This window comes from Pseudomonas kitaguniensis, from assembly GCF_049199985.1.
Classification (GTDB): Bacteria; Pseudomonadota; Gammaproteobacteria; order Pseudomonadales; family Pseudomonadaceae; genus Aquipseudomonas; species Aquipseudomonas kitaguniensis.
The window spans coordinates 760,099-786,242 of the sequence record NZ_JBLZPT010000001.1 but is presented as its reverse complement, the minus strand read 5'-3'; the positions used below and the strand labels follow the sequence as shown (position 1 = coordinate 786,242).

The 26,144-nt window shown below is 60.6% G+C and carries 24 protein-coding genes and 4 tRNA genes; 24 read left to right on the top strand and 4 right to left on the bottom strand.

What is annotated here, in order from left to right; all coding sequences use genetic code 11:
- The first annotated feature begins 2 nt into the window (after positions 1-2).
- From leuD to ACOZK9_RS03670, 18 genes are all read left to right on the top strand, one after another.
- Positions 3-647 carry a 3-isopropylmalate dehydratase small subunit gene (leuD, locus tag ACOZK9_RS03755; protein WP_152749670.1) on the top strand — a complete coding sequence of 215 codons (645 nt, stop codon included), beginning with the start codon at positions 3-5 and terminating at the stop codon, positions 645-647.
- A gap of 176 nt (positions 648-823) precedes the next feature.
- Entirely contained in the window at positions 824-1,585 is a 762-nt protein-coding gene (locus tag ACOZK9_RS03750; RefSeq protein WP_058412149.1) for a class I SAM-dependent methyltransferase, read from the top strand.
- Between the two features lie 49 nt (positions 1,586-1,634).
- On the top strand, positions 1,635-2,717 hold the full coding sequence (gene leuB, locus ACOZK9_RS03745; protein ID WP_058412148.1) for a 3-isopropylmalate dehydrogenase: 1,083 nt from the start codon (positions 1,635-1,637) through the stop codon (positions 2,715-2,717).
- A 64-nt stretch (positions 2,718-2,781) separates the two neighbouring features.
- On the top strand, positions 2,782-3,894 hold the full coding sequence (asd, locus tag ACOZK9_RS03740) for an aspartate-semialdehyde dehydrogenase (protein ID WP_058412147.1): 1,113 nt from the start codon (positions 2,782-2,784) through the stop codon (positions 3,892-3,894).
- A gap of 237 nt (positions 3,895-4,131) precedes the next feature.
- The gene (locus ACOZK9_RS03735) at positions 4,132-5,142 is read left to right on the top strand and encodes an aspartate-semialdehyde dehydrogenase (protein WP_122249889.1); all 1,011 of its coding nucleotides are present in this window, start codon (positions 4,132-4,134) and stop codon (positions 5,140-5,142) included.
- 161 nt (positions 5,143-5,303) lie between these two features.
- Positions 5,304-7,922 carry a motility hub landmark protein FimV gene (locus ACOZK9_RS03730; protein WP_421555302.1) on the top strand — a complete coding sequence of 873 codons (2,619 nt, stop codon included), beginning with the start codon at positions 5,304-5,306 and terminating at the stop codon, positions 7,920-7,922.
- A gap of 230 nt (positions 7,923-8,152) precedes the next feature.
- Complete coding sequence (gene truA, locus ACOZK9_RS03725; RefSeq protein ID WP_122249887.1) at positions 8,153-8,977, top strand: tRNA pseudouridine(38-40) synthase TruA; 825 nt, start codon at positions 8,153-8,155, stop codon at positions 8,975-8,977.
- A 64-nt stretch (positions 8,978-9,041) separates the two neighbouring features.
- On the top strand, positions 9,042-9,674 hold the full coding sequence (locus ACOZK9_RS03720; RefSeq protein WP_122249886.1) for a phosphoribosylanthranilate isomerase: 633 nt from the start codon (positions 9,042-9,044) through the stop codon (positions 9,672-9,674).
- A gap of 245 nt (positions 9,675-9,919) precedes the next feature.
- Positions 9,920-10,840 (top strand): acetyl-CoA carboxylase, carboxyltransferase subunit beta, encoded by a 921-nt coding sequence (gene accD / locus ACOZK9_RS03715; RefSeq protein WP_058412142.1) that lies wholly within the window; start codon positions 9,920-9,922, stop codon positions 10,838-10,840.
- Positions 10,837-12,141: a bifunctional tetrahydrofolate synthase/dihydrofolate synthase gene (gene folC, locus ACOZK9_RS03710; protein WP_421555301.1), complete on the top strand. Its 1,305-nt coding sequence runs from the start codon at positions 10,837-10,839 to the stop codon at positions 12,139-12,141. Before accD ends, folC begins: the two co-directional genes overlap by 4 nt.
- Positions 12,128-12,784 (top strand): SPOR domain-containing protein, encoded by a 657-nt coding sequence (locus tag ACOZK9_RS03705; protein WP_421555300.1) that lies wholly within the window; start codon positions 12,128-12,130, stop codon positions 12,782-12,784. Before folC ends, ACOZK9_RS03705 begins: the two co-directional genes overlap by 14 nt.
- A 228-nt stretch (positions 12,785-13,012) precedes the next feature.
- The gene (locus ACOZK9_RS03700) at positions 13,013-13,570 is read left to right on the top strand and encodes a CvpA family protein (RefSeq protein WP_003192538.1); all 558 of its coding nucleotides are present in this window, start codon (positions 13,013-13,015) and stop codon (positions 13,568-13,570) included.
- Positions 13,571-13,611: 41 nt separating this feature from the next.
- Entirely contained in the window at positions 13,612-15,117 is a 1,506-nt protein-coding gene (gene purF, locus ACOZK9_RS03695; RefSeq protein WP_058412139.1) for an amidophosphoribosyltransferase, read from the top strand.
- A gap of 65 nt (positions 15,118-15,182) precedes the next feature.
- On the top strand, positions 15,183-16,394 hold the full coding sequence (locus ACOZK9_RS03690; protein WP_122249883.1) for an O-succinylhomoserine sulfhydrylase: 1,212 nt from the start codon (positions 15,183-15,185) through the stop codon (positions 16,392-16,394).
- Positions 16,395-16,405: 11 nt separating this feature from the next.
- A complete protein-coding gene (locus ACOZK9_RS03685) occupies positions 16,406-17,170 on the top strand; it encodes an SDR family oxidoreductase (RefSeq protein WP_421555299.1) in 765 nt (254 codons plus the stop codon).
- Between the two features lie 175 nt (positions 17,171-17,345).
- Positions 17,346-17,421: transfer RNA gene (locus ACOZK9_RS03680), tRNA-Val, on the top strand.
- Positions 17,422-17,477: 56 nt separating this feature from the next.
- Positions 17,478-17,554: transfer RNA gene (locus ACOZK9_RS03675), tRNA-Asp, on the top strand.
- 103 nt (positions 17,555-17,657) lie between these two features.
- Positions 17,658-17,734: transfer RNA gene (locus tag ACOZK9_RS03670), tRNA-Asp, on the top strand.
- A gap of 156 nt (positions 17,735-17,890) precedes the next feature.
- On the opposite strand, the gene ACOZK9_RS03665 is transcribed toward ACOZK9_RS03670, so the two are convergent.
- A complete protein-coding gene (locus tag ACOZK9_RS03665; protein WP_421555298.1) occupies positions 17,891-19,174 on the bottom strand; it encodes an NAD(P)/FAD-dependent oxidoreductase in 1,284 nt (427 codons plus the stop codon).
- A 184-nt stretch (positions 19,175-19,358) separates the two neighbouring features.
- On the opposite strand from ACOZK9_RS03665, the gene ACOZK9_RS03660 reads away from it, so the two are divergent.
- The 6 genes from ACOZK9_RS03660 (at position 19,359) to pcp (ending at position 23,496) form a co-directional block, all read left to right on the top strand.
- Positions 19,359-19,435 (top strand) — tRNA-Val (locus tag ACOZK9_RS03660).
- Between the two features lie 158 nt (positions 19,436-19,593).
- Complete coding sequence (locus ACOZK9_RS03655) at positions 19,594-20,031, top strand: hypothetical protein (protein ID WP_152745472.1); 438 nt, start codon at positions 19,594-19,596, stop codon at positions 20,029-20,031.
- 488 nt (positions 20,032-20,519) lie between these two features.
- Complete coding sequence (locus ACOZK9_RS03650; protein ID WP_122250411.1) at positions 20,520-20,945, top strand: GNAT family N-acetyltransferase; 426 nt, start codon at positions 20,520-20,522, stop codon at positions 20,943-20,945.
- A gap of 241 nt (positions 20,946-21,186) precedes the next feature.
- Positions 21,187-21,900 (top strand): DUF969 domain-containing protein, encoded by a 714-nt coding sequence (locus ACOZK9_RS03645; RefSeq protein ID WP_058412160.1) that lies wholly within the window; start codon positions 21,187-21,189, stop codon positions 21,898-21,900.
- Positions 21,897-22,847, top strand: coding sequence for a DUF979 domain-containing protein (locus ACOZK9_RS03640; RefSeq protein ID WP_152745466.1), 951 nt, complete (start codon positions 21,897-21,899; stop codon positions 22,845-22,847). The genes ACOZK9_RS03645 and ACOZK9_RS03640 overlap by 4 nt, the downstream gene beginning before the upstream one ends.
- 7 nt (positions 22,848-22,854) lie before the next feature.
- The gene (gene pcp / locus ACOZK9_RS03635) at positions 22,855-23,496 is read left to right on the top strand and encodes a pyroglutamyl-peptidase I (protein WP_421555297.1); all 642 of its coding nucleotides are present in this window, start codon (positions 22,855-22,857) and stop codon (positions 23,494-23,496) included.
- 15 nt (positions 23,497-23,511) lie between these two features.
- On the opposite strand, the gene ACOZK9_RS03630 is transcribed toward pcp, so the two are convergent.
- From ACOZK9_RS03630 to ACOZK9_RS03620, 3 genes are all read right to left on the bottom strand, one after another.
- Positions 23,512-23,757 (bottom strand): hypothetical protein, encoded by a 246-nt coding sequence (locus tag ACOZK9_RS03630; RefSeq protein ID WP_058412131.1) that lies wholly within the window; start codon positions 23,755-23,757, stop codon positions 23,512-23,514.
- A 212-nt stretch (positions 23,758-23,969) separates the two neighbouring features.
- Positions 23,970-25,370, bottom strand: a complete 1,401-nt coding sequence (locus ACOZK9_RS03625) for a heavy metal sensor histidine kinase (RefSeq protein WP_421555296.1) — start codon at positions 25,368-25,370, stop codon at positions 23,970-23,972.
- Positions 25,367-26,038 carry a heavy metal response regulator transcription factor gene (locus ACOZK9_RS03620; RefSeq protein WP_152750792.1) on the bottom strand — a complete coding sequence of 224 codons (672 nt, stop codon included), beginning with the start codon at positions 26,036-26,038 and terminating at the stop codon, positions 25,367-25,369. The genes ACOZK9_RS03625 and ACOZK9_RS03620 overlap by 4 nt, the downstream gene beginning before the upstream one ends.
- Positions 26,039-26,144: the final 106 nt, after the last annotated feature.

Here is a 26,144-nt window from a genome sequence, read left to right as displayed (position 1 = left end):
CGATGAGAGCTTTTACCCAACACACCGGTTTGGTTGCGCCGTTGGACCGTGCCAACGTGGACACCGACCAGATCATCCCCAAGCAATTTTTGAAGTCGATCAAGCGCACCGGTTTCGGCCCTAACCTGTTCGACGAGTGGCGCTACCTGGACGTGGGCTACGCCTACCAGGACAACTCCAAGCGCCCGTTGAACAAGGATTTTGTGCTTAATGCCGAGCGCTACCAGGGCGCCAGCGTGTTACTCGCCCGTGAGAACTTCGGCTGCGGCTCCAGCCGTGAGCACGCGCCGTGGGCCCTGGAAGAATATGGCTTTCGCAGCATCATCGCGCCGAGCTACGCCGACATTTTCTTCAACAACAGCTTCAAGAACGGCTTGCTGCCGATCATCTTGAGCGACGCTGAAGTGGATGAGCTGTTCCAGCAAGTCGAGGCGGATGTGGGCTACCAACTGACCGTCGACCTGGTGGCGCAGACCGTGACCCGCCCGGACGGCAAGGTTTACCACTTTGAAGTCGACGCGTTCCGCAAGCACTGCCTAGTCAACGGCCTGGATGACATCGGCCTGACCCTGCAGGACGGCGACGCGATTGCGGCGTTTGAAGCCAAGCACCGGGCGAGTCAGCCCTGGTTGTTTCGCGATGCCTGATTTTATGTAGGCTGATTTTATGTAGACCGGACTGGCCCCTTCGCGAGCAAGCCCGCTCCCACATTCGACCGAGTTTCTTCAGTTGAAATGCAATCAAATGTGGGAGGGGCGGTGCGACGATTCGACTTGCTCCCGATGAGGCCAGTGTTAACCACACAAAATCCAAGAGACTCACCATGACCAACACCGCCCACACCCAAGTCGTGCAAAAACAATTCGGCGAGCAAGCCTCGGCCTACCTGAGCAGTGCCGTGCACGCTCAAGGCACCGAATTCGCGCTGCTCCAGGCCGAACTGGCCGGGCAGGGCGCTGCACGGCTTCTGGATTTGGGCTGCGGGGCTGGCCATGTGAGTTTCAACGTGGCCCCACTGGTTAAAGAAGTCGTCGCCTACGACCTGTCCCAGCCGATGCTCGATGTGGTGGCCGCTGCTGCCGTAGACCGTGGCCTGAGCAACATCCGCACAGTGCACGGCGCCGCCGAGCGTTTGCCGTTCGCTGCGGGCGAGTTCGACTTCGTATTCAGCCGCTATTCGGCGCACCACTGGAGTGACCTCGGCCTGGCCCTGCGCGAAGTGCGCCGGGTGCTCAAACCGGGCGGCGTGGCGGCCTTCGTTGACGTCTTGTCACCGGGCAGCCCGCTGTTGGACACTTACCTGCAAACCGTCGAAGTGTTGCGCGACACCAGCCACGTGCGCGATTACTCCGCCGGCGAATGGATGCGTCAACTCAGCGAAGCCGGTTTGCACGTACGTAACAGCAGTCGCCAGCGCCTGCGTTTGGAATACACCTCGTGGGTTGAGCGCATGCGCACGCCAGAGGTGTTGCGCGCCGCGATCCTGGCGCTGCAACAGTCGATGGGCCAGGAGGTCCGTGATTATTTCGAGATTCAAGCCGACGGCACCTTCAGCACCGACGTGCTGGTGGTCTGGGCGGATTAATTTTTCCCGGCCTGCCCATGGGCGGGTCGCTTGATGAAATGAGGAACGCATGAGCAAGCAGATTCTGATTCTCCCTGGCGACGGTATTGGCCCGGAAATCATGGCCGAAGCGGTCAAAGTCCTGGAATTGGCCAACACCAAGTACAGCTTGGGCTTCGAACTGAGCCACGACGTGATCGGCGGCGCCGCTATCGACAAGCACGGCGTGCCGCTGGCCGACGAAACCCTGGAGCGTGCACGCGCGGCGGACGCGGTGTTGCTGGGCGCCGTGGGCGGCCCGAAATGGGACAAGATCGAACGCGACATTCGCCCGGAACGCGGCCTGTTGAAAATCCGCGCGCAGTTGGGCTTGTTCGGCAACCTGCGCCCGGCGATCCTATACCCGCAACTGGCCGACGCTTCAAGCTTGAAGCCGGAAGTGGTGGCGGGCCTGGATATTCTGATTGTGCGTGAGCTGACCGGCGGTATCTATTTCGGCTCGCCGCGCGGCGTGCGTGAACTCGAAAACGGCGAGCGCCAGGCCTACGACACCCTGCCGTACAGCGAGAGCGAAATCCGGCGTATCGCGCGTGTCGGTTTCGACATGGCCCGCGTGCGCAGCAAAAAGGTCTGCTCGGTGGATAAAGCCAACGTGTTGGCCTCCAGCCAACTGTGGCGCGAAATCGTCGAAGAAGTCGCCAAGGACTACCCGGACGTCGAACTGAGCCACATGTACGTCGACAACGCCGCCATGCAACTGGTGCGCGCGCCCAAGCAGTTCGACGTGATCGTCACCGACAACCTGTTCGGCGACATCCTGTCCGACCAGGCCTCAATGCTCACCGGTTCTATAGGCATGCTGCCATCGGCGTCGCTGGACACCCATAACAAGGGCATGTACGAGCCGTGCCACGGTTCGGCGCCAGACATCGCGGGCCAGGGCATTGCCAACCCGTTGGCGACTATTTTGTCGGTCTCGATGATGCTGCGTTACAGCTTCAACCTGAGTGACGCAGCGGACGCCATCGAGAAGGCCGTGAGCCTGGTTTTGGACCAGGGCCTGCGCACCGGTGACATTTGGTCACAAGGTTGCACCCAAGTCGGTACGCAAGAAATGGGCGACGCAGTAGTCGCCGCCCTGCGGAATCTGTAATCTCTCGGGCCCGCTTGCAGTTGTTGCTGCAAGGCGGCCCACTTTTTAACAAGGTGTAGTTGCGATGAAACGTGTAGGTCTGATCGGTTGGCGCGGTATGGTCGGTTCCGTGCTCATGCAGCGGATGCTGGAAGAGCAGGATTTCGATCTTATTGAGCCGGTGTTTTTCACCACTTCGAACGTGGGTGGCCAAGGGCCGTCCGTGGGCAAGGATATTGCCCCGCTCAAGGACGCCTACAGCATTGAAGAGCTGAAAACCCTCGATGTGATTTTGACCTGCCAGGGTGGCGACTACACCAGCGAAGTCTTCCCTAAACTGCGCGAAGCCGGCTGGCAGGGTTACTGGATCGACGCCGCCTCAAGCCTGCGCATGCAGGACGACGCGGTCATCATTCTCGACCCGGTTAACCGCAAGGTCATCGACCAGCAGCTGGACGCCGGCACCAAGAACTACGTCGGTGGCAACTGCACCGTCAGCCTGATGCTGATGGGCCTGGGTGGCTTGTTCGAAGCTGGCCTGGTCGAGTGGATGAGCGCGATGACTTATCAAGCGGCCTCCGGCGCCGGCGCGCAGAACATGCGCGAGCTGATCAAGCAAATGGGCGCAACCCACGCCGCTGTTGCCGATCAACTGGCTGACCCGGCCAGTGCGATTCTCGACATCGACCGCCGCGTGGCCGAAGCCATGCGCAGTGATGCCTACCCGACCGAGAACTTCGGTGTGCCATTGGCGGGTAGCTTGATCCCCTGGATCGACAAGGAACTGCCGAACGGGCAGAGCCGTGAAGAGTGGAAGGCTCAGGCTGAGACCAACAAGATTCTGGGGCGCTTCAAGAACCCGATCCCGGTAGATGGCATTTGTGTGCGCATCGGCGCAATGCGTTGCCACAGCCAGGCGCTGACCATCAAGCTGAACAAAGATGTGCCGATCGCGGATATTGAAGGGCTGATCAGCCAGCACAACCCGTGGGTCAAGCTGGTGCCGAACAACCGTGATATCAGCATGCAGGAGCTGAGCCCTACCAAGGTGACGGGCACCCTGAATGTGCCGGTTGGGCGCCTGCGCAAGCTGAACATGGGCACGCAGTATCTGGGCGCGTTCACCGTAGGCGACCAACTGCTGTGGGGCGCGGCCGAACCGCTGCGTCGCATGCTGCGGATTTTGCTGGAGCGGTAATCGCTGCTGGTAATCAAGAACCCGCGCTCTGGAGACAGGCGCGGGTTTTTTGTTGCTCTTTAGGGCCTCATCGGGAGCAAGCCCCCTCCCACATTTGGATATGTGAGCACCTTTCAACTGTGCGAGGGGGCTTGCTCCCGATGAGGCCATCAGCCCATGCAAAAAGCCAGGTTAATTGCCTCACCCCCAGCCACCCGGTAAAGTGCCGCTCCCCCCGCAATGCCCGAGGCAGCCAGCATGACCCAGACCTTTGATATCGCAGTGATCGGCGCCACCGGCACGGTTGGCGAAACCCTGGTGCAGATCCTCGAAGAGCTGGCATTCCCGGTAGGCACGCTGTACCTGCTGGCGGGCAACAACTCTGCCGGCGCCTCAGTGCCGTTTCGCGGCAAAAACGTGCGGGTTAAAGAAGTCGATGAATTTGACTTCAGCAAAGTGCAGCTCGCGTTCTTTGCGGCCGGCCCGGCAGTGACCCTCAGTTTCGCCCCGCGCGCCACTGCCGCAGGCTGCTCGGTGATCGACCTTTCCGGTGCCTTGCCGCCCGAGCAGGCGCCCCAAGTGGTGCCGGAAGCCAACGCGCACATTCTGCAAGGCCTGAAAAAGCCCTTCCAGCTCGGCAGCCCAAGCCCGTCCGCGACCAACCTGGCGGTAGTCCTGGCACCGCTGCGCGGTTTGCTGGATATTCAGCGCGTCAGCGTCACCGCTAACCTGGCTGTATCGGCGCAAGGCCGTGAGGCTGTCAGTGAACTGGCCCGCCAGACCGCCGAGCTGCTGAATGTGCGCCCATTGGAGCCCACGTTTTTTGATCGGCAGATGGCTTTCAACCTGCTGGCACAAGTCGGCACGCCGGACGCCCAAGGTCATACAGCCCTGGAGAAGCGTCTCGTACACGAACTGCGTGCAGTGCTGGAAACTCCTTTGCTGAAGATTTCCGCAACCTGCGTTCAAGCGCCGGTGTTTTTTGGCGATAGCCTGACCGTGTCATTGCAGTTGGGCGCGGCGGTCGACCTTGCCGCCGTCAACCGCGCACTCGACACTGCGCCGGGTATCGAGCGGGTGGAGGAGGGCGACTACCCCACCGCCGTGGGTGATGCGGTTGGCCAGGATGTGGTCTATGTCGGCAGAGTGCGTGCGGGTGTGGACGACCCGGCGGAACTAAATCTATGGCTGACGTCAGATAACGTACGCAAAGGCGCGGCGCTGAATGCCGTGCAATTGGCGCAGTTGTTGATAAAAGGCCTTGCGTAAAAGATACTTGGGTGCAATTTGTAGATTGATTCTAGCCAAGCGCTATGCTTGGCCCTAAGCGGAACAGAAGCGCGTCGGTAACCTATCGGCTCGCCATGCCTTATGGCAGCGGTTACCAACCTTCTCGCAGGCCGGGGAGTGTTCACACAAAGGATGAGGCTATGGTTCAAGTTCGCAAACTGGTGTTAGCAATAGCGGCCGCCTCGGCGCTGACCTCCGGTATGGCGCAGGCGCTGCAACTTGGGGAGATGACCCTCAAGTCGAAGTTGAACCAGCCACTGTCGGTGGAAATTGAATTGCTCGATGTCGGTGGCCTCACGGCTTCCGAAATCACCCCGAGCCTGGCATCCGAACAAGCGTTCGTGAATGCAGGCGTGGATCGCCAAGCGTTTCTCAATGACCTGACGTTCACCCCGGTGGTCAACCCCAACGGCCGCAGCGTGGTGCGCGTCACCTCCAGCAAGCCGTTGCCGGATTCCTACGTACGCTTCCTGCTGCAAGTGCAATGGCCCAGTGGCCGTCTGATGCGCGACTACAGTGTGTTGCTCGACCCGGCCAAGTTCGAACAGGCGGCGCCGACTGCCGGCGCGCCCGCCCCACGCTTGAGTGCGCCAGGCAGTACCGCACGGACTGCTACTGTACCGGCCAATACCGCACCGAACATCAGCAAATCCGCCCGCCACACCACGACTTCTCGCGACACTTTGTGGGAAATTGCCGCGAAAAACCGTAATGGCGCCTCGGTCCAGCAAACCATGCTGGCCATCCAGGCGCTGAACCCGGATGCCTTTATCGACGGCAATATCAACCGCCTGAAAACCGGGCAGGTTCTGCGTCTGCCGGATCGCGTGCAAGCGAGCAGCCTGCCACAGCCCGAAGCGATTGCCGAAGTGAGCAAGCAAAACGCGGCCTGGCGGGAAGGTCGTCGTACCGCCAGCAATCAAGCCCTGGGCAAGCAGCAACTGGACGCCACCCGGCGTACCGAGGCGGGCAACGCGCCGTCGAGCACCACTGCCAAGGACAACTTGAGCCTGGTCTCGGCCGAAGCCACCAAAAAAGGCGCGCAGGGAGCGGCCGGTGACGGCCGCGCGTTGAGCGACAAGCTGGCGATGACTCAGGAAGAGCTGGACACCACGCGCCGTGATAACGCTGAGCTGAAAAGCCGTGCGGCTGACTTGCAAAGCCAACTTGATAAGTTGCAAAAGCTGATCCAGCTAAAAAACGATCAGTTGGCCAGGTTGCAGGCTGACCCGGCGGCGCAGGCGACTGCGGCGATGCCTGCTCAATTGGCTGCTGAGCCTGCGGCCACTCCCGCGGACCCGGAGGCGGCGCTCGACGATGCTGCTGCTGCCCAGGATGCTGCGTCGACAGCCGCAGCGCCTGAACCCGCCCCTGCACCCGAGGCCGTCAAGCCGGCTGCCGAACCTGCCAGCACCGAAGGCAAATTCAATGAGCTGCTGACCAACCCGATCGTGCTGGGCGTGATCGGCGGTGCGGCGGGTTTACTGGTGTTGTTGCTCCTGCTGTTGTGGGCGCGTCATCGTAATGCCCGTCTCGAAGAAGAAAAACACCTGCGTATGGCGCGGGCACTGGCCGAAGAGTCGGCGTTCACTTCGAGTGTCGATCACGACCTGCCACCTGACAGCTTCGAAGGCTTGGAGGTTGCGCCACCGAGCGTCAAGTTGGCGGCTGCCGCGCCGGCTCCGGCGCCGGTGGTTGACCCGGTCGTGGTGCCGACGGTGGCTTCCGTGCTCGCGCCGTTGGCCGTTGCGGTAGCCCCGGCAAACTCCAACGATGCGCTGGCTCAGTCTCAATCGCATATCGACCGTGGCCACTTGAACCAGGCCGCTGATATGTTGGAGCAGGCGATCAAGCGCGAACCCAAGCGCAGCGACCTGCGCTTGAAGTTGATGGAAGTGTATGGCCTGCAAAGCGACAAGGACGGCTTTGTCACTCAAGAGCGTCAACTGGTGGCCAATGGTGAAAACCATGCCCAGGTCGAGCAGCTCAAGAACCGCTTCCCCGCCATGGCTGTGGTAGCGGCGGGTGTCAGCGCCGCAGTCGCCGCCGCGGCGCTGGACGCTCAATACGTGAAGAACTTGCTGGAAGACAAGCCCGCGCCACCCGCTGCGGAGCCTGACGCATTCGACACTGATTTCGACCTGAGCCTGGACGATTTGGAAGCGGCCTCGCCTGCGGTGGTTCGCCCGGAAGACGCGCCGAGCTTTGAGTCGCTGCTCAAAAGCCAGACTGAAGTCAAGGCCGCCCCGGATGATCTGTCCGACTTTGACCTTGACCTGCAACTGGAGTCGCCGGCTTCCGCACCGACGGACGATGACTTTCTGTCGGGCCTTGAAGACCAGATGAAGGACGTGCCGGCGGTTGAGCCTCCGACCCTGACGCCTGCCGCGCTCGACGATTTTGACCTGCCGGAAGACTTTGACCTGTCGCTGGCCGATGAGCCGGCCGCTGCGGCCAAACCCGATGCCTTTGCTTCAGAGCTTGATGATGTCAACGCCGAGCTGGATCGCTTGTCGCAGAGCCTGGAGCATCCGCGCATCGAACCTACGTTCACCGCTGACGATGCGGCGTTGGGCGATGATGAGCCGGAATTCGACTTCCTTTCCGGCACCGATGAAGTTGCCACCAAGCTCGACCTGGCCCAGGCCTACATCGACATGGGGGATGCGGACGGTGCGCGCGACATCCTGTCCGAAGTGCTGACCGAAGGTGATGAAACCCAGCGCGGTGAAGCCAAGGAAATGCTCGGTAAAATTTAAACCGCGGCGCAAATCCAGTGTGGCAGCGGGCTTGCTCGCGATGCGTAAGGTCAGTCGAGGCCTAACTTGACTGGCACTGCGCCATCGCGAGCCAGCCCGTTTGCACATGAGCGCCTCATATGACCTGCAACAAAAGCGCCGCTCTTACCGCCATCGCCTTATAATGGCCGCCTTTGCGCAACTCATCAGGCTCTCAGTTCTTGGCAAATATAGATAACGCGGCCGCCGAAATGGCGGCCGCAGGCTTTAACCGCATCGCCTTGGGCGTCGAATATAAAGGCTCGCGCTATTGCGGGTGGCAGCGCCAGGCTTCAGGCGTGCTGACGGTTCAGGAAACCCTGGAGAAGGCCTTGTCGAAGGTCGCCGACTCGCCCGTCTCGCTGATGTGCGCCGGGCGTACCGACGCCGGTGTTCACGCCTGTGGCCAAGTGGTGCACTTTGACACTCAGGCCGAACGCAGCATGAAAGCGTGGGTAATGGGCGCCAATATCAATTTGCCGCATGACGTCAGCGTCAGTTGGGCCAAAGTCATGCCCGCGCATTTTCATGCGCGCTTCAAGGCCATCGCGCGGCGTTACCGCTACGTGATCTATAACGATCAGATCCGCCCGGCGCACCTCAATCAGGAAATCACCTGGAACCATCGCCCGCTGGACGCCGAGCGCATGGCTGAGGCCGCGCAGCATTTGGTCGGTGTGCATGACTTCAGCGCCTTCCGTGCCGGCCAGTGCCAGGCCAAGTCGCCGATCAAGCAAGTGCATCACCTGCGCGTGTCGCGCCACGGCAAGATGATCGTGCTGGATATTCGTGCAGGTTCCTTCCTGCACCATATGGTGCGCAACATTGCCGGCGTGCTGATGACCATCGGCACCGGCGAGCGCCCGGTGGAATGGGCCAGGGAAGTACTCGAAAGTCGCGTGCGCCGCACGGGCGGGGTCACGGCACATCCCTTCGGCCTGTACCTGGTGAATGTGGAGTACCACGACGAGTTCCAATTGCCGGATCGTTTCATCGGGCCACACTTCCTCACAGGTTTCAGCGAACTTGGCGGCTGACGCCCGGAAAAGCTTTTGTTACCATCCGGGACTTTCCCGGCTTAATCCCTGAGGTTTCTACGACATGTCCGCCGTTCGCAGCAAGATTTGCGGGATTACCCGCATAGAAGACGCGCTGGCGGCAGTCGAGGCGGGCGCGGACGCGATTGGTTTGGTGTTTTATGCCAAGAGCCCGCGAGCGGTGAATGTGCTGCAGGCGCGCGCGATTATCGCTGCGCTGCCGCCGTTCGTGACCACCGTTGGCTTGTTCGTCAACGCCAGCCGCTGCGAACTCAATGAAACCCTGGATGCCGTACCACTCGACCTGCTGCAATTTCATGGCGATGAAAGCCCTGAGGAGTGCGAGAGTTACCAGCGCCCGTATATCAAGGCGCTGCGCGTCAAGGCCGGGGATGACATTGCCGCTGCGTGTGCCGCCTATGCCGGTGCTCGCGGGGTGCTGTTGGACGCCTATGTTGAGGGCGTGCCGGGCGGTACCGGCGAGGCCTTCGACTGGACGCTGATTCCCGAGGGCTTGCGCTTGCCGATTATTCTGGCCGGTGGGCTTACCCCGGCCAATGTCGCGGCAGCCATCGAACAGGTGCGTCCGTACGCGGTGGATGTCAGCGGCGGGGTAGAGCAGGGCAAAGGGATCAAGGATCACCACAAGATTCGCGCGTTCATGCAGGCCGTGCGCAACAGCAGTGGCGCGATGTGACGGCTGGCAGTCTGCCGCCGTCCATAACTACCACTGTGTAAAACAGCACCGGCGCCACCTGTGGGAGGCCCGGAAATGAAGTGGCAACCCTGCGCTGGCAGGTTGTCTGGAAGGCTGAGGATACAGGCAGGAAATGGCCGGTCGAACGTCTGACCCCGTCCAGCCTGTGTCATTGCCACATATGAATTTAGCTCAAGGGCATACGCGGGGCTGTGTTCAAGCCACCGGTACTGGAGAAAGAAAGCATGAGCAACTGGTTAGTAGACAAACTGATCCCTTCGATCATGCGTTCCGAGGTAAAGAAAAGCTCGGTTCCTGAAGGTCTGTGGCACAAGTGCCCATCCTGCGATGCGGTGCTTTACCGCCCAGAGCTGGAAAAGACCCTGGACGTTTGCCCCAAGTGCAACCACCACATGCGTATCGGCGCCCGCGCCCGCATCGACATCTTCCTGGATGCCGATGGCCGTAACGAGCTGGGTGCTGATCTGGAGCCGGTTGACCGTCTCAAGTTCCGCGACGGCAAGAAGTACAAGGACCGCCTGACCGCCGCGCAGAAGCAAACCGGCGAAAAAGACGCGCTGATCTCCGTCAGCGGCAAGCTGCTGGGCATGCCCGTGGTGGTTTCGGCCTTTGAGTTCTCGTTCATGGGCGGCTCCATGGGCGCCATCGTCGGTGAGCGTTTTGTACGTGCCGCCAACTACGCGCTGGAAAACCGTTGCCCGATGATCTGCTTCGCCGCCTCCGGTGGCGCGCGTATGCAGGAAGCGCTGATCTCGCTGATGCAAATGGCCAAGACCTCTGCGGTATTGGCGCGTCTGCGCGAAGAAGGCATCCCGTTCATTTCCGTATTGACCGACCCGGTCTACGGCGGCGTTTCCGCCAGCCTGGCGATGCTGGGTGACGTGATCGTCGGCGAGCCCAAGGCGTTGATCGGCTTCGCCGGCCCGCGCGTGATCGAGCAAACAGTTCGCGAAAAACTGCCTGAAGGTTTCCAGCGCAGCGAGTTCCTGCTGGAGCACGGCGCAATCGACATGATCATTGCGCGTGGCGAGTTGCGCCCGCGCTTGGGTAGCCTGCTGGCGCAGATGATGGGCCTGCCGACGCCGGTGTACGTCGCGCCTAAAATCGAGCCAATCGTTGTGCCGCCGGTGCCTGCAAACCTATGACCCAGCGAACCCTGGGCGAATGGCTCGCTTACCTTGAGCAGTTGCATCCGTCAGCCATCGACATGGGCCTGGAGCGCTCGCAACAGGTAGCGGCCCGCCTTGGGTTGGGCCGTCCGGCGCCGCGCGTGATCACGGTGACCGGTACCAACGGCAAAGGCTCGACCTGTGCCTTTGTCGCGGCGCTGCTGCAAGCCCAAGGGCTGACGGTTGGCGTGTACAGCTCGCCGCACTTGCTGCGTTACAACGAGCGGGTGCAGCTCAATGGCGTCGAAGCCACTGACGAGCAGCTTTGCGAAGCCTTCGCCGCACTTGATGCAGGGCGAGGCGAAATTTCCCTGACTTACTTCGAAATGGGCACCTTGGCGGCTTTTTGGCTGTTCGAGCGCGCGCAATTGGACGTGGTCGTCCTCGAAGTCGGTTTGGGTGGGCGCCTGGACACGGTCAACGTGGTGGACGCCGACCTGGCGCTGATCACCAGCATCGGCATCGATCATGCCGACTATCTGGGCAATACGCGTGAGTCCGTCGCGTATGAAAAAGCCGGGATCTTCCGCCAGGGCAAGCCTGCGCTGTGTGGTGACCTGGACCCGCCGCAACCGTTGCTCGACAAGGTGCGCGAACTCGATTGTGGGTTTTACCTGCGCGGGCGCGAATTCACGCTCGACATCGGCGACCAGCATTGGCAGTGGCGCGGGCGTGATGCACGCGGCGACGTTGTCGAGCTGCGTGATTTACCGCTGTTGAACTTGCCGATGGAAAACGCCGCCCTCGCCCTGCAAGCCTACCTGCTGTTGGACCTGCCGTGGCATCCCGAGCAGATCGCCGCCACGTTGCTGGCGACTCGTGTGGTCGGCCGCCTGGACCGTCGCGTGTTCGACTGGCAAGGCAAGCGCTTGAACCTGCTGCTGGATGTGGGGCATAACCCGCATGCTGCCGAGTACCTGGCGCAGCGCCTGTCGCGTGCGGCGCCGGTCGGGCGCCGCCTTGCAGTGTTCGGGCTGCTGGCCGACAAGGACCTGGACGGCGTGGTTGCGCCGCTGTTGGGCAATGTGCAGGCCTGGGCGGTGGCGCCACTGGATACGCCGCGCAGCCGCCCGGCTGCCGAGTTGCACCTGGCCTTGCAGAACCTTGGGGCGTCGGTGGCGTCGTATGCAAGCGTCACTGATGCCCTTGAGGCGCAGTGCGCAGTGGCCACGCCTGACGACGAGATTCTGTTGTTCGGATCATTTTATTGTGTTGCCGAGGCGCTAGAGTGGCTGACCCGGCGCTCCACGGAGGAAGCTGCACATGGCATTACTTGATAGCGCATACAAGCAGCGAATGGTTGGAGCCCTGGTGTTGGTGGCGCTGGCGGTGATTTTTCTGCCCATGCTGTTTTCCCGGCAGGACGAACAACGCCAAGTGGTGGTAGACGCTCCGGCTGCACCGCAAATGCCGGTGGTGCCCCAGGTTCAAGTGGAACCTGTGGTCGTGCCCGAGCCGCAGGCGCTGCCGCAAGAACCCGTGCCGAGCGAAGATGAAGTGGCTGCGCGAGCAGCCCCTTCGATGCCGGTGCAGCCGAGTGTGCCGGTGGTCAAGCCTGCTCCGGCGCCAGCTGTTGCCGCCAAGCCTGCGGCGCCTGCGCCAGCGCCCAAGCCGGTGGCGCCGCAACCTGCCGCGCCGGGTAAACCGGATGTGGGGCAAAGCCGTATCGACCCCAATGGTCTGCCGATCAGTTGGTCGATCCAGCTTGCCAGTTTGGCCAACCGTGAAAGCGCCGACGCCTTGCAGAAAAAACTGCGCGCCCAAGGCTATAACGCCTATATCCGCAGTGCAGATGGCAAGAATCGTGTGTTTATCGGGCCGCTGATCGAGCGCGCCGAGGCGGATCGCTTGCGGGACTTGCTGGGCCGCCAGCAGAACCTCAACGGTTTTGTGGTGCGCTTCCAGCCTGAGCGCGGCTGATTTCGCCTCGGTCTCAGCGTGGAATGCAGTCAACTGTGGGAGGGGTTTGCTCCCGATGGCAATGTGTCAGTCAGCCTGTCTATCGCTGACAGACCGCTATCGGGAGCAAGCCCCCTCCCACATTAACGTGCTACAACCGATTGATTTGCAAAGCACCCACAAACACAGCTTACCGACAGCCCGACGCTCTGCTAAAATGCGCCGCCTTATCCGACCGTAGGCTGCACTGTGCCATTTACCTGGGTTGATTGGGCGATCGTTGCAATTGTCGCCATCTCCGCTTTGATCAGTCTAAGCCGCGGCTTCGTAAAAGAAGCACTGTCGTTGCTGACCTGGATCATCGCAGGGGTTGTCGCCTGGATGTTTGGTGGTTCACTCTCGGTTTACCTGGCCGGGTACATCGAAACACCTTCGGCTCGCGTTATCGCGGGCTGCGCCATCATGTTCATTGCCACGCTGCTGGTGGGCGCAATGGTCAATTATCTTATTGGCGAGTTGATACGTGTCACCGGCCTCTCCGGGACCGATCGATTTCTTGGCATGGCCTTCGGCGCCGCACGCGGTGCGTTGCTGGTGGTCGTGGCAGTCGGGCTGTTGAGCCTGGGGCCGGTACAGCAGGATTCGTGGTGGCAAGAGTCGGTACTCGTGCCAAAATTTCTATTGGTTGCCGACTGGTCCAAAAACCTCATTTTGGGGTGGAGCAGTCAGTGGCTGGCCAGCGGAATCAGCGTACCCGCTGATCTTCCGTTCAAGGAACACCTCTTGCCGGCCAAAACGCCTCAGTAAGTCGTGTTCAGTCAAGATTCATTAAGTAGGGGTTGCGTCGCATGTGTGGCATCGTCGGTATCGTCGGTAAGTCGAACGTGAATCAGGCGCTGTATGACGCGCTAACCGTCCTCCAGCACCGCGGCCAGGACGCTGCCGGTATTGTGACCAGCCATGATGGCCGGTTATTCCTGCGCAAGGACAATGGTCTGGTGCGTGACGTGTTCCATCAGCGTCACATGCAGCGCCTGGTCGGGCACATGGGCATTGGCCATGTACGTTACCCGACTGCCGGTAGCTCGACCTCGGCCGAAGCTCAACCGTTTTACGTCAACTCGCCTTACGGCATTACCCTGGCGCACAACGGTAACCTGACCAACGTTGAACAGCTGGCCAAGGAGATTTACGAATCCGACCTGCGCCACGTCAACACCAATTCCGATTCGGAAGTGCTGCTCAACGTGTTCGCTCACGAGCTGGCCCAGCGCGGCAAGCTGCAGCCGACCGAAGAAGATGTATTCGCCGCCGTGACTGACGTGCACAACCGTTGCGTCGGTGGCTACGCGGTCGTGGCCATGATCACCGGTTATGGCATCGTCGGTTTCCGCGACCCGCATGGCATTCGCCCGATCGTGTTCGGCCAGCGTCACACCGACGAGGGCGTCGAGTACATGATCGCCTCCGAAAGCGTGTCGTTGGACGTGCTCGGCTTCACCCTGATTCGCGACCTGGCGCCAGGCGAAGCGGTCTACATCACTGAAGACGGCAAGCTGCACACGCGTCAATGCGCGGTTGCCCCGAAACTCACCCCGTGCATCTTCGAACACGTCTACCTGGCGCGTCCGGATTCGATCATCGACGGCGTTTCGGTGTACAAGGCGCGTCTGCGCATGGGCGAGAAACTCGCTGACAAGATCCTGCGCGAGCGTCCTGAGCATGATATCGACGTGGTCATCCCGATTCCGGACACCAGCCGTACCGCTGCGCTGGAACTGGCCAACCACTTGGGTGTGAAGTTTCGCGAAGGTTTCGTCAAGAACCGCTACATCGGCCGCACCTTTATCATGCCGGGCCAGGCGGCCCGCAAGAAGTCGGTGCGCCAGAAGCTGAATGCCATCGAGCTGGAATTTCGCGGCAAGAACGTAATGCTGGTGGATGACTCCATCGTGCGCGGCACTACCTGCAAGCAGATCATTCAGATGGCCCGCGAAGCCGGTGCGAAGAACGTGTACTTCTGCTCCGCTGCGCCTGCCGTGCGGTACCCGAACGTGTACGGTATCGACATGCCGAGCGCCCACGAACTGATCGCCCACAACCGTTCGACCCAGGACGTGGCTGACCTGATCGGTGCCGACTGGCTGATCTATCAGGACCTGCCGGACCTGATCGAAGCGGTCGGCGGTGGCAAGATCAAGATCGAGCAGTTCGACTGTGCGGTATTCGACGGCAAGTACGTGACCGGTGACGTTGACGATGCCTACCTGAACAAGATCGAGCAGGCGCGCAACGACTCGTCGAAGATCAAGACCCAGGCGGTCAGCGCGATTATCGATCTGTACAACAACTGAGTAAACACCGGCCCTGAGGGGCCGGTTTTGTATCTTAAATAAAGCATTGAGTAAGGAGTCGCAGCATGAGTCAGGAATGGGATGCCGGTCGGTTGGACAGCGACCTCGATGGCGTAGCGTTCGATACCCTGGCCGTGCGCGCCGGGCAGCACCGTACCCCGGAAGGTGAGCACGGTGACCCGATGTTTTTCACCTCAAGCTATGTGTTCCGCACGGCCGCCGACGCCGCCGCGCGCTTTGCCGGTGAAGTGCCGGGCAACGTTTATTCGCGCTACACCAACCCGACCGTGCGTGCGTTCGAAGAGCGTATTGCGGCCCTGGAAGGTGCTGAGCAAGCGGTGGCCACGGCGACCGGCATGGCCGCCATCCTGGCCGTGGTGATGAGCCTGTGCAGCGCCGGCGACCACGTGCTGGTGTCGCGCAGCGTGTTCGGTTCGACCATCAGCCTGTTTGAGAAGTATTTCAAGCGCTTCGGTATCGAAGTCGACTACGTGCCCCTGGCGGATCTCTCCGGTTGGGATGCAGCGATCAAGGCCAACACCAAATTGTTGTTTGTCGAGTCGCCGTCCAACCCGCTGGCCGAGTTGGTGGACATCGCTGCGCTGGCCGACGTGGCGCACGCCCAGGGCGCCATGTTGATCGTCGACAACTGCTTCTGCACGCCTGCGTTGCAGCAGCCGTTGAAGCTGGGCGCGGACATTGTGGTGCACTCGGCTACCAAGTTCATCGACGGCCAGGGCCGTTGCATGGGCGGGGTGGTTGCCGGGCGCAGCGAGCAGATGAAAGAAGTCGTGGGTTTCCTGCGCACTGCCGGGCCGACCCTGAGCCCGTTCAATGCATGGATCTTCCTCAAGGGCCTGGAGACACTCAGCCTGCGGATGAAGGCCCACTGCGCGAATGCCCAAACCCTGGCCGAATGGCTGGAGCAGCAGGACGGCATCGAGAAGGTGCATTACGCCGGCCTCAAGAGCCACCCGCAGCACGCGTTGGCTCAGCGCCAACAGCGCGGTTTCGGCGCCGTGGTGAGCTTCGAAGTGAAGGGCGGCAAAGAGGGCGCCTGGCGCTTTATCGATGCAACGCGGCTGATTTCCATCACTGCCAACCTGGGTGACAGCAAAACCACGATCACCCACCCGGCCACTACGTCCCACGGTCGCTTGGCACCGCAGGAGCGCGAAGCTGCCGGTATCCGTGACAGCCTGATCCGCGTTGCGGTGGGGCTTGAGGACGTGGCCGACTTGCAGGCTGACCTGGCCCGCGGGCTGGCGGCCTTGTGATCGAGTGGTCCATGGACGCTGCGCCCGCCGGTAACGGGCGCGTCGCGCTGGTCACCGGTGCCGCGCGCGGCATAGGCCTGGGGATTGCCGCGTGGCTGATCAGCGAAGGCTGGCAGGTGGTGTTGACCGACCTGGACCGCGAGCGCGGTTCCAAGGTGTCCAAGGTGCTGGGCGACAACGCCTGGTTTATCAGCATGGACGTGGCTGACGAGAAGCAAGTCGCGCAGGGCGTTGCCGAGGTGCTGGGGCAGTTCGGGCGCCTGGACGCGTTGGTGTGCAACGCGGCAGTCGCTGACCCGCACAACATCACCCTGGAAAGCCTCGACCTGGCTCACTGGAATCGCGTGCTGGCGGTGAACCTCAGTGGGCCGATGTTACTGGCCAAGCACTGTGCGCCTTACCTGCGCGCTCACGGCGGTGCAATCGTCAACCTGGCGTCGACCCGGGCGCGTCAGTCAGAGCCGAACACTGAAGCCTATGCGGCGAGCAAGGGTGGCCTGCTGGCGCTGACACACGCGTTGGCCATGAGCCTGGGGCCGGAGGTGCGCGTCAATGCCGTCAGCCCTGGCTGGATCGATGCGCGTGACCCTGCGGCACGCCGTGCAGAGCCTCTGACCGACGCCGATCATGCGCAGCATCCGGCGGGCAGGGTGGGGACGGTTGAAGATGTGGCGGCGATGGTGGCGTGGTTGCTGTCGCGCCGGGCGGGGTTTGTCACCGGGCAAGAGTTTGTCGTGGATGGCGGCATGAGCAAGAAGATGATTTACGAGCAGTGAGAGGTAGCTTCAAGCTATAAGCTATAAGCTATAAGCTACAAGTGAAGGCGGATGGTGGTGGCTTTTCACTTGCGGCTTGGCGCTTGTAGCTTGCGGCTGTTTTTGAAAAAAACTCAATCCTGCTATTGACTTAGGTTCGCTACCTGCGTAAATTTCGCGGCCTCAACGAAGCAAAGGGTGATTAGCTCAGCTGGGAGAGCATCTGCCTTACAAGCAGAGGGTCGGCGGTTCGATCCCGTCATCACCCACCACTTCTTGAGAGTTTTGCCTTGGGGCAAGACGCAACGTTTAAAGGTTGCACCGACGCGCAGCGGTAGTTCAGTCGGTTAGAATACCGGCCTGTCACGCCGGGGGTCGCGGGTTCGAGTCCCGTCCGCTGCGCCATATTTTCCAGGTCCGACGTGTCGGGCTTGAGATTGAACAGCCAAGGCTGATCGGTCAGATGTTTAAAGACGGTTGGGTTTAGGCTCCGCCGGTCAAGCGATACGCAGCGGTAGTTCAGTCGGTTAGAATACCGGCCTGTCACGCCGGGGGTCGCGGGTTCGAGTCCCGTCCGCTGCGCCATATCTGCCTCAAGGCCCACTGAACGCCTTGAAGCACAAAGAAAGCCCTGAGCTTCTTTGAACCGATAGCAAACAACCCTGGTCGAGAGACCGGGGTTTTTTGTGTCTGCAATTTGGCTTTATGTGGGAGCAAGCCCGCTCCCACAGTTGTATTGCCTCAGAACCCCAGCTTATCCCGCAGCCCGTAATACCAGGCGCCCAACGCCGCAAACGGCGTACGCAATAGTTGCCCGCCCGGGAACGGATAATGCGGCAAGTCGGCAAACGCATCAAAACGCTCTGCCTGGCCTCGAAGGGCTTCCGCCAATACCTTGCCTGCCAGGTGCGTGTACGTCACGCCATGGCCGCTGCAACCTTGGGAATAATAGATGTTGTCGCCCAGGCGACCTACCTGTGGCAGGCGCGAAAGGGTCAGCAGGAAATTGCCGGTCCAGGCGTAATCGATTTTCACATCGTTGAGCTGCGGGAAGGCCTTGAGCATTTTAGGGCGGATGATCGCCTCGATATTGGCCGGGTCGCGCGCGCCATACACCACGCCGCCGCCGAAGATCAGGCGCTGGTCGCGGGTGAGGCGGTAGTAGTCCAGCAGGTAGTTGCAGTCTTCCACGCAGTAATCTTGCGGCAGTAATGTCTTGGCCAGTTCATCGCCAAGCGGCGCGGTGGTGATGACCTGGGTGCCGCACGGCATCGATTTGGCTGCCAGCTCCGGCACCAGGTTGCCAAGGTAGGCATTGCCTGCAACGATGATGAACTTGGCCCTGACCTTGCCCTCAGCGGTGTGCACCACGGGGTTGGGGCCGCGCTCGATACGCACCGCCGCCGACTGCTCGTAGATCGTGCCGCCAAGGGATTCCACCGCAGCCGCTTCACCCAGCGCCAAGTTGAGTGGGTGAATATGGCCGCCACTCATGTCCAGCAGGCCGCCTACATAGTTTTCACAGCCCACGACTTCGCGGATTCGACGCTCATCCAGCAACTCCAGTTGCGTATGGCCATAGCGCTCCCACAGGCGCTGCTGCGATTCCAGGTGGCCCATGTGCTTGCTGTTAAGCGCAGCGAACACACCGCCGTCTTTCAAGTCGCACTGGATCTGGTACTTGGCCACGCGCTCGCGAATAATTCTGCTGCCTTCGAACGCCATTTGCCCGAGCAACTGCGCCTGCTTGGGGCCGACGCTGCGCTCTATCACATCAATGTCGCGGCTGTAGCTGTTGACGATCTGCCCGCCATTGCGACCCGACGCACCAAACCCGACTTTGGCGGCCTCCAGCACGGTGACGCGAAAACCGTTCTCCAGCAGAAACAGTGCGCTGGAGAGGCCGGTATAGCCGGCACCGATCACACAGACATCAGTGTCGACTTCACCTTGCAGCGCCGGTCGGGGCGGAACCGCGTTCGCGGACGCTGCATAATACGACTGGGGGTACGCGGTGTTCGCCATCCTGGAACCTCTGTTTTATATTTTTTACGAGTGCTCCGATCCTACCTGAGTTGAAAATTGCCTGCCAGCCAAGCGAAAACTACGCGAGCACTCTGCGCAAATAAATAATTCGCATATTCATAGGGTTAGCTTCAAAAAAGATGTTGACAGCCCTGCGCAATTCCGTAGAATGCCGCCTCACAGCAGGCACGTAGCTCAGTTGGTTAGAGCACCACCTTGACATGGTGGGGGTCGTTGGTTCGAGTCCAATCGCGCCTACCAAACAAAATCCGCTCTGCTGGGCGGTCTGGAAGGGCTCACCGAAAGGTGGGCCCTTTTTTGTTGTCTTGAATTATTCATTAATAAAAGTACACAGACGCCTAAAGTAATCGAATCAAAGGCCGATCCCTCCTTTACCCCTTATTCATCGGACATCTGACATGCTTATCAATGTTAGCAATTCCACTGCCGTACCCAGCACTAAGGCCACTGCTGTAGCGGCTGATGCCACTGCAACTGAAAGCAAAAGTGCCATCAGCGCCTCTGCGGTCAATCCGAACGCTGACGCTAAAGCGGCTGGCGGGGCAGGTGACAGTGGTGGTTCGACGTCATCGAGTGCGAAGGAATCGGATAACGTCAAGCAGTTGAAAAAGCAGATCGCGCTGTTGCAAAAGCAGCTTGAACAGCAGCAGCAAGCCTTGCAAAAAGCCCAATCGAGCAACCAGAGCGCAGACGCCAAGGCTGCGGCTGTTGCGGCAGCTCAAGCGCAAGTGATGTCGACGTCGGCTGCATTGCAAACGACCACGTCGGCGCTGTTGCAAGCGGTTACCGAGGAAGGTAACAGCTCGTCCGGTTCACTCGTCAGCACCACGGCTTGAAATAGGCCCAACACATGGTTGGAGTGTGTAGGTGTGGCGCCTGAAATTCGGGCAAGTGTCAGCCTTGGCAATCAAGGCTGACATTCAGGGCGCAGGCGTTACTGATGAGTCAGCAGAACAGTGAAGCCACCCATAAAAAGTAGATGATCTGAACCACCCTCTGGCAGCGTATTTCACCGTTCGTTGCCGTCATACCCATTTGTCCGGCGTACATGGTGGCTAACCTCTCCGTCGGCACGGGTGCCGTGAGCGATGCGCAAAGCGCGCAACGGCTGCCTGCAGTTTAGGCGCTCAACAGGATTCTTCATGGTCGAGCCGGCTGGGGGCGATTGAGCACACTTTCTCCTGCGCCCCAAGCAGTGCGACCCGCGCGAACGCTGTCCTAAAACGCCCAGCGCAGTGAACGCTTTCATCACGTTGAGCGCTGCTTTAGCCGCAGTGGCCAAGGCATACTGACGGGCGACGGAACTCAACCGAGGGAGCAGGCGATGGAATTAGCAATTGAGGTGTCGTTCGACGTGACGGCGCAGGAGCGTGAGGCCATCCTTAAACCGTTGAGGGCGTATAACCTCAGCCATACGGGTGACATGGCGTTTGAAACGGTCGGGATTTTACTGCGCGATCCAGACACTCAGGAGGTTGTCGGTGGCCTCTACGGAAAAATTTCCTACGGGTGGCTGTTCGTTGAACTCTTGAGCATCCCGGACTTGATGCGCACCCAAGGTACCGGCACACGGTTGATGCGTGCCGCTGAAGACTTGGCGCGCGAAAAGGGGTGCCAGGGGATTTGGCTGGACACCTTCAGCTTCCAGGCGCCGGGGTTTTATCGAAAGCTGGGGTTCAGTGAGTTTGGTCATATCGACGATTACCCGCCGGGGCACCAGCGGCACTTTTTCCAGAAACGCCTGGGTTAAATCCTCGTACAGCGCCGGATCAGCCGGCGCCCATCACCGACAAAGTTTATTGGTTTGCAGCAACAATTTTTCTTGTTGGACACCTCCCGCCCCCAAGCAGCAAAGTTGCCGCCACTGACGCTCGACCTTTAAGGTCAACAATAAAAACCGCGCCGGGCTGCACGTCACTTTCATGCTGTGAGCCGTTTGTTCACATCCTGCTGTAATGGCGCCGCAGCGCGCATTCAAGGACCTCATCGTCATGCAAACTGTTGTGAACCTATGGCCGTTGATCGGCGTACTTGTCATCGTGGTTGGCTTCGTCTTGCGCTTCAATCCGCTGTTGGTGGTCACCGCTGCCGCCATCGCCACCGGCTTGGCCGCGCACTTTCCGTTGGAAAAAATTCTCGCCAGCATGGGCGATGGTTTCCTCCAGACCCGTGCCCTGCAACTGATCCTGTTATTGCCCTTGGCGGTCATCGGCCTGCTGGAGCGCCATGGCTTGCGCTTGCATGCGCAGAACTGGATCGCGCGTTTCGAGCGTGCCACGGTCGGGCGCTTGTTGATCATGTACTTGTTTGTACGCGAGTCCACCGCGGCCATGGGCCTGACCAGCCTGGGCGGGCACCCGCAGATGGTGCGGCCGCTACTGGCGCCGATGGCCGAGGGCGCGGCGGAAAAACGCTACGGCAAGCTGCCGGACAAACTGCGTCACAAGGTATTAGCCATGTGTGCGGCGACCGACAATGTGGGGCTGTTTTTCGGTGAAGACATCTTTGTCGCCTTTGGCGCGATTGCGCTGATGCACACCTTCCTGCTCGGCTCGGGCATTGATGTGGAACCGCTGCATATTGCGGTGTGGGGCATCCCTACGGCCATCTGCGCGTTTATCATCCATGCCATTCGCTTGCATCGATTTGATCGAAAGCTCACCCGCGATATGACAGCCGCCGCCCAAGTGGAGGCTGCGCAATGATCATCTCGATTCAATACCTTTACTGGCTGGCCGGTGTGCTGTTGTTGATCACCGCCGGCATGATCCTGTTTGATCGAAGCCATCCCAAACGCTGGTCCAGCGCCTTGTTCTGGTTGTTGTTTGCTATTCCGTTCCTGATTGGAGAGCGCCTGCCGTCGGTGGTTATCGGTGCGGGCGTGGTGGTGATGGCGCTGATTGCAGGCTTGGGTGGCGTTGGCCGTGGCAAGCATGCCGAGTTGCATGACAAGGAGTCGCGCGCGAGCGCCGGCCGTTTGGGGCATAAGTTATTTATACCGGCGCTGGCGATTCCGCTGACTACCGTGATCGGTTCGGTGCTGCTCAAGCACACCGAAATTGGCGGCGTGCCGCTGCTGGACCCGAAAAACACCACCTTCGTCTCTCTAGGCATTGGTTGCCTGATCGCACTCGGCCTGGCCTGCTGGCTGACCCGTGATACGCCGGTGCAAGCCTTGCGCGAATCGCGACGCCTGACCGAAGCGCTGGGCTGGGCCATGGTGTTGCCGCAGATGCTGGCAATGCTCGGGCTGTTGTTCAATGAAGCCGGGGTGGGCACGGCGGTTGCCCATGTGGTCACCACCTACATCAACCTGGATTTCAAGTGGGTGGCAGTGGTGGTCTATGTGCTGGGCATGGCGCTGTTTACGGTAATCATGGGCAACGGCTTCGCCGCGTTCCCGGTCATGACAGGCGGTGTCGGCGTGCCGGTGCTGGTCGGCATCTACGGCGCTAACCCGGCCGTGATGGCGGCGATCGGTATGTTCTCTGGTTATTGCGGCACGCTGATGACGCCCATGGCCGCCAACTTCAATATCGTCCCCGCCGCGTTGCTGGAGTTGCCGGACAAACACGCGGTGATCAAGGCTCAGTTTCCGACCGCGCTGATGATGCTGGCGGTCAATATTGTGCTGCTCTACGTGTTGATGTGAGGCCGAGATGCAAACTGTGCTGCTGACGGGCTTTGAGCCCTTTGACCAAGACGTCATAAACCCCTCTTGGGAAGCCGTACGCCGTTTGGAGGGCGTGCAGTTGGGCGAGGGCGTGCAGATTGTTGCGCGTCGGCTGCCCTGTACGTTCGCCACGGCGGGCGAGTGCCTGACCCGACTGATCGCCGAGCTGAACCCGGCGATGGTGATCGCCACAGGCCTTGCGCCCGGGCGCGGGGATATTTCGATTGAGCGGGTGGCGATCAACGTGAACGATGCACGCATCCCCGACAACCTTGGGGAGCAACCTATTGATAAACCGGTGGTGGCCGATGGCCCGGCGGCTTACTTCACCACGCTGCCGATCAAGGCGATGGTCAAGGCTGTGCGCGAGGCCGGTATAGCGGCTGCGGTCTCGCAGACAGCGGGTACGTTTGTGTGTAATCAGGTGTTTTACCTGTTGCAGCATGCGCTTGCGGGCACACCTGTTCGCAGTGGCTTTATTCACGTACCCAGCCTGCCGGAGCAGGTGGCTGATACGCGGCAAGCGTCGATGCCGCTGGAAACGCTGGTTGAGGGCCTGCGCGTGGCAGTGCTCGCAGCATGGGTAACCAAGGTGGATGTGGTGCAAAGCGGCGGGCAGGTCAGCTGACCTGCCCGGGCTGCCTTAGCCACTCATCAGCCGGGTCAGGCCGAACGTTATGGCGCACACCAGGCCTGTCATCGCGAACGCCGTTGCTACGTACCATTTGATCAGGTTCAGCTCTGTGGTCGCCAGGTCTGCCCGGGTGGCGAAGTGCTTTTCAATGGTGGTGGAATGCCGTTCAATCGAGTCTGCTCTGCTCGAAACGACAAATAGCTTCTCTTTCATATCAGCCAGCCCCTTTTCCAGTAAACCCAAGCGTCTTTCCATACCAGAACCTCCGTCATTACCGCCACCGGCTCTGCCTTGAGCCGGGATGTTCACTGTGCTCGCTGCGCCGAATCGATACTGTCTTCTCTCCAAAGCATGACACCCGTTTCAAACAATGTGAGTGAATGATGAGGGGCAGAGTAGCGTTAGTCTGGCCTAGCCGTGACGTACAAACGTTTGCAAAATAACTCCAAGGCTCCGGCTTGCGATGCTCAGTGTTCCGCCCGGGGAAAGAACAGCTCAAAACAGGTCACGCCCGCCACACTGCTCACGCTGCAGCGCCCGTTATGCAATTGCATGATGGTCGCGACAATCGACAGCCCCAGCCCATTCGATTGCGCCGAACGTTCGCGCGATTGATCTACCCGGTAAAACCGTTCGAACAACCTGGGCAGATGCTCGGCGGGAATGGTTTCACCCTGGCTGCTCACGCTCAGGTTGATGCCGTCGGCACACGGCACCGCCTGAATCACCAACTGCGAACTCGGCGCAGCGTATTTGATGGCGTTGGCGCACAGGTTGGCCAGTGCCCGGCGCAGCAGCATCGGTTCTGCCCAGATCACGCCGTCACCCTGCGCGATAATGCGCATATCCACATCACTGGCCAGCCCTTCGAAGTAGTCTGCGATGCGCGCCACTTCATCCGCCGCACTCAGCTGTTGGCGTTGGCGCAGGGCGCTGGCCGGGTCGGTGCGGGCGAGGAACAGCATGTTGTCGAGCATCCGTGCCAGGCGTTCGAGTTCTTCGACATTGGAGGCCAGCAATTGCTGATAGCTCTCGATGCTGCGGCTCTGTTGCAACGCTACCTGGGTTTCCCCCAGCAGGTTGTTGATCGGGGTGCGCAGTTCGTGGGCCATGTCGGTGGAAACTTGGCCCAGTTGCACAAAGCCCTTGGCCAGCCGCTCAAGCATGGTGTTGAACGACTCGATCAGCGGCAGCAGCTCTTTTGGCGCACCGTGGCTGTCGAGGCGTTCGGCCAGGTTGCCCACGTCGATACCTTGGGCGTGGTTGGCCAGGCGCCTTAAGGGCAGCAGCCCTCTGCGCACTAACAGGTAGCCGACCAGGGCGAGGATGATCGCGGCGAGGCTGGCCAGGATGTAAACACTTAAACGGTAGCTGGCGAGCACGGCGCTACGTTCGGTCATCAGGCGCCCGGTGGTGATGTGCAGGCTGCCGATGTCGCCGGAATCGATGGTGGCGGCCACGGTGGCGAAGGGCACGCCATTGATACCGGGCAAATGCTGCACGTCGGCGAGGCTCAACGTGTGGCCCTTTGGAACCGGCGGCACGGGTGGCAAGTCGATGTTGCCAGGGTTAACCAGCAGCAACGGCTTGTGCCCCGGCGCAGCGATGCTCAGCACCGACTCGCGGTTACCCAGCATGTTCTGGAACAGCTCTGGTTTGGTCTTGATCAGGTCCAGGGTGTTGCTGTCGTTCAGCAGGTTGCGCAGTTGCTCGACGCGGCCGATCAGCGCGGTGTCATCGCGCAGGATCAGTTCGCGCTCCAGCTCGCGGTACAGCGCAACCCCCAGCGTGGCCAGCAGGGCAAAAGCGAGCAGGGCGAAGATCAACGCAAGGCGCAGCGTCAGTGAGTAAGGGCGGCGCGGGTTCATGGCTGGGTGTCGAAGCGGTAGCCGATGCCCCGCACGCTGTGGATCAACTTGAGCTGGAACGGGTCGTCGATTTTCAGGCGCAGGCGCCGCACGGCGACATCGACCACGTTGGTATCACTGTCGAAATTCATGTCCCACACCCGTGAGGCAATCATCGAACGTGACAGCGCCTGGTCCTGGTGGGTGGCGAACAGGTGCAGCAGGGCGAATTCTTTATTGGTCAGGTTGATGCGCGTACCAGCACGGGTAACGCGGCGCTTGAGTACGTCGATTTGCAGGTCGGCGATCTGCAGTTGCGCCTCGTCACGGCTCGGGCCGCGGCGGGTCAGGGTGCGCAAACGCGCGACCAGCTCGGCGAAGGAGAACGGTTTGATCAAGTAATCATCGGCGCCCAGTTCCAGGCCCTTGATGCGGTCGGCAATATCGTCGCGGGCGGTGAGAAACAGCACCGGCGTGTCGGCCTCTTTGCGCAGACGGCGCAGCACTTCCCAACCGTCCATTTTCGGCATCATTACGTCCAGCACAATCACGTCGAAAGGCGTTTCCAGCGCTTGGTGCAGGCCGTCTACCCCGTCACGCGCAAGGCTTACGGAGTAACCCAGCTCCTGCAGGCCGTTGAGCAGGTAATTGCCGGCCTTGGGTTCGTCTTCGACTACGAGGATGTTCATGGGAATTGCCTTGGTTCCATACGTGGCGCAAGTGTAGCCGGATCAAGGGTCATCGCTTGATTACAAACCTGTAATGCAATGGCGCGGGTAGCCGTGCGTAACGTTT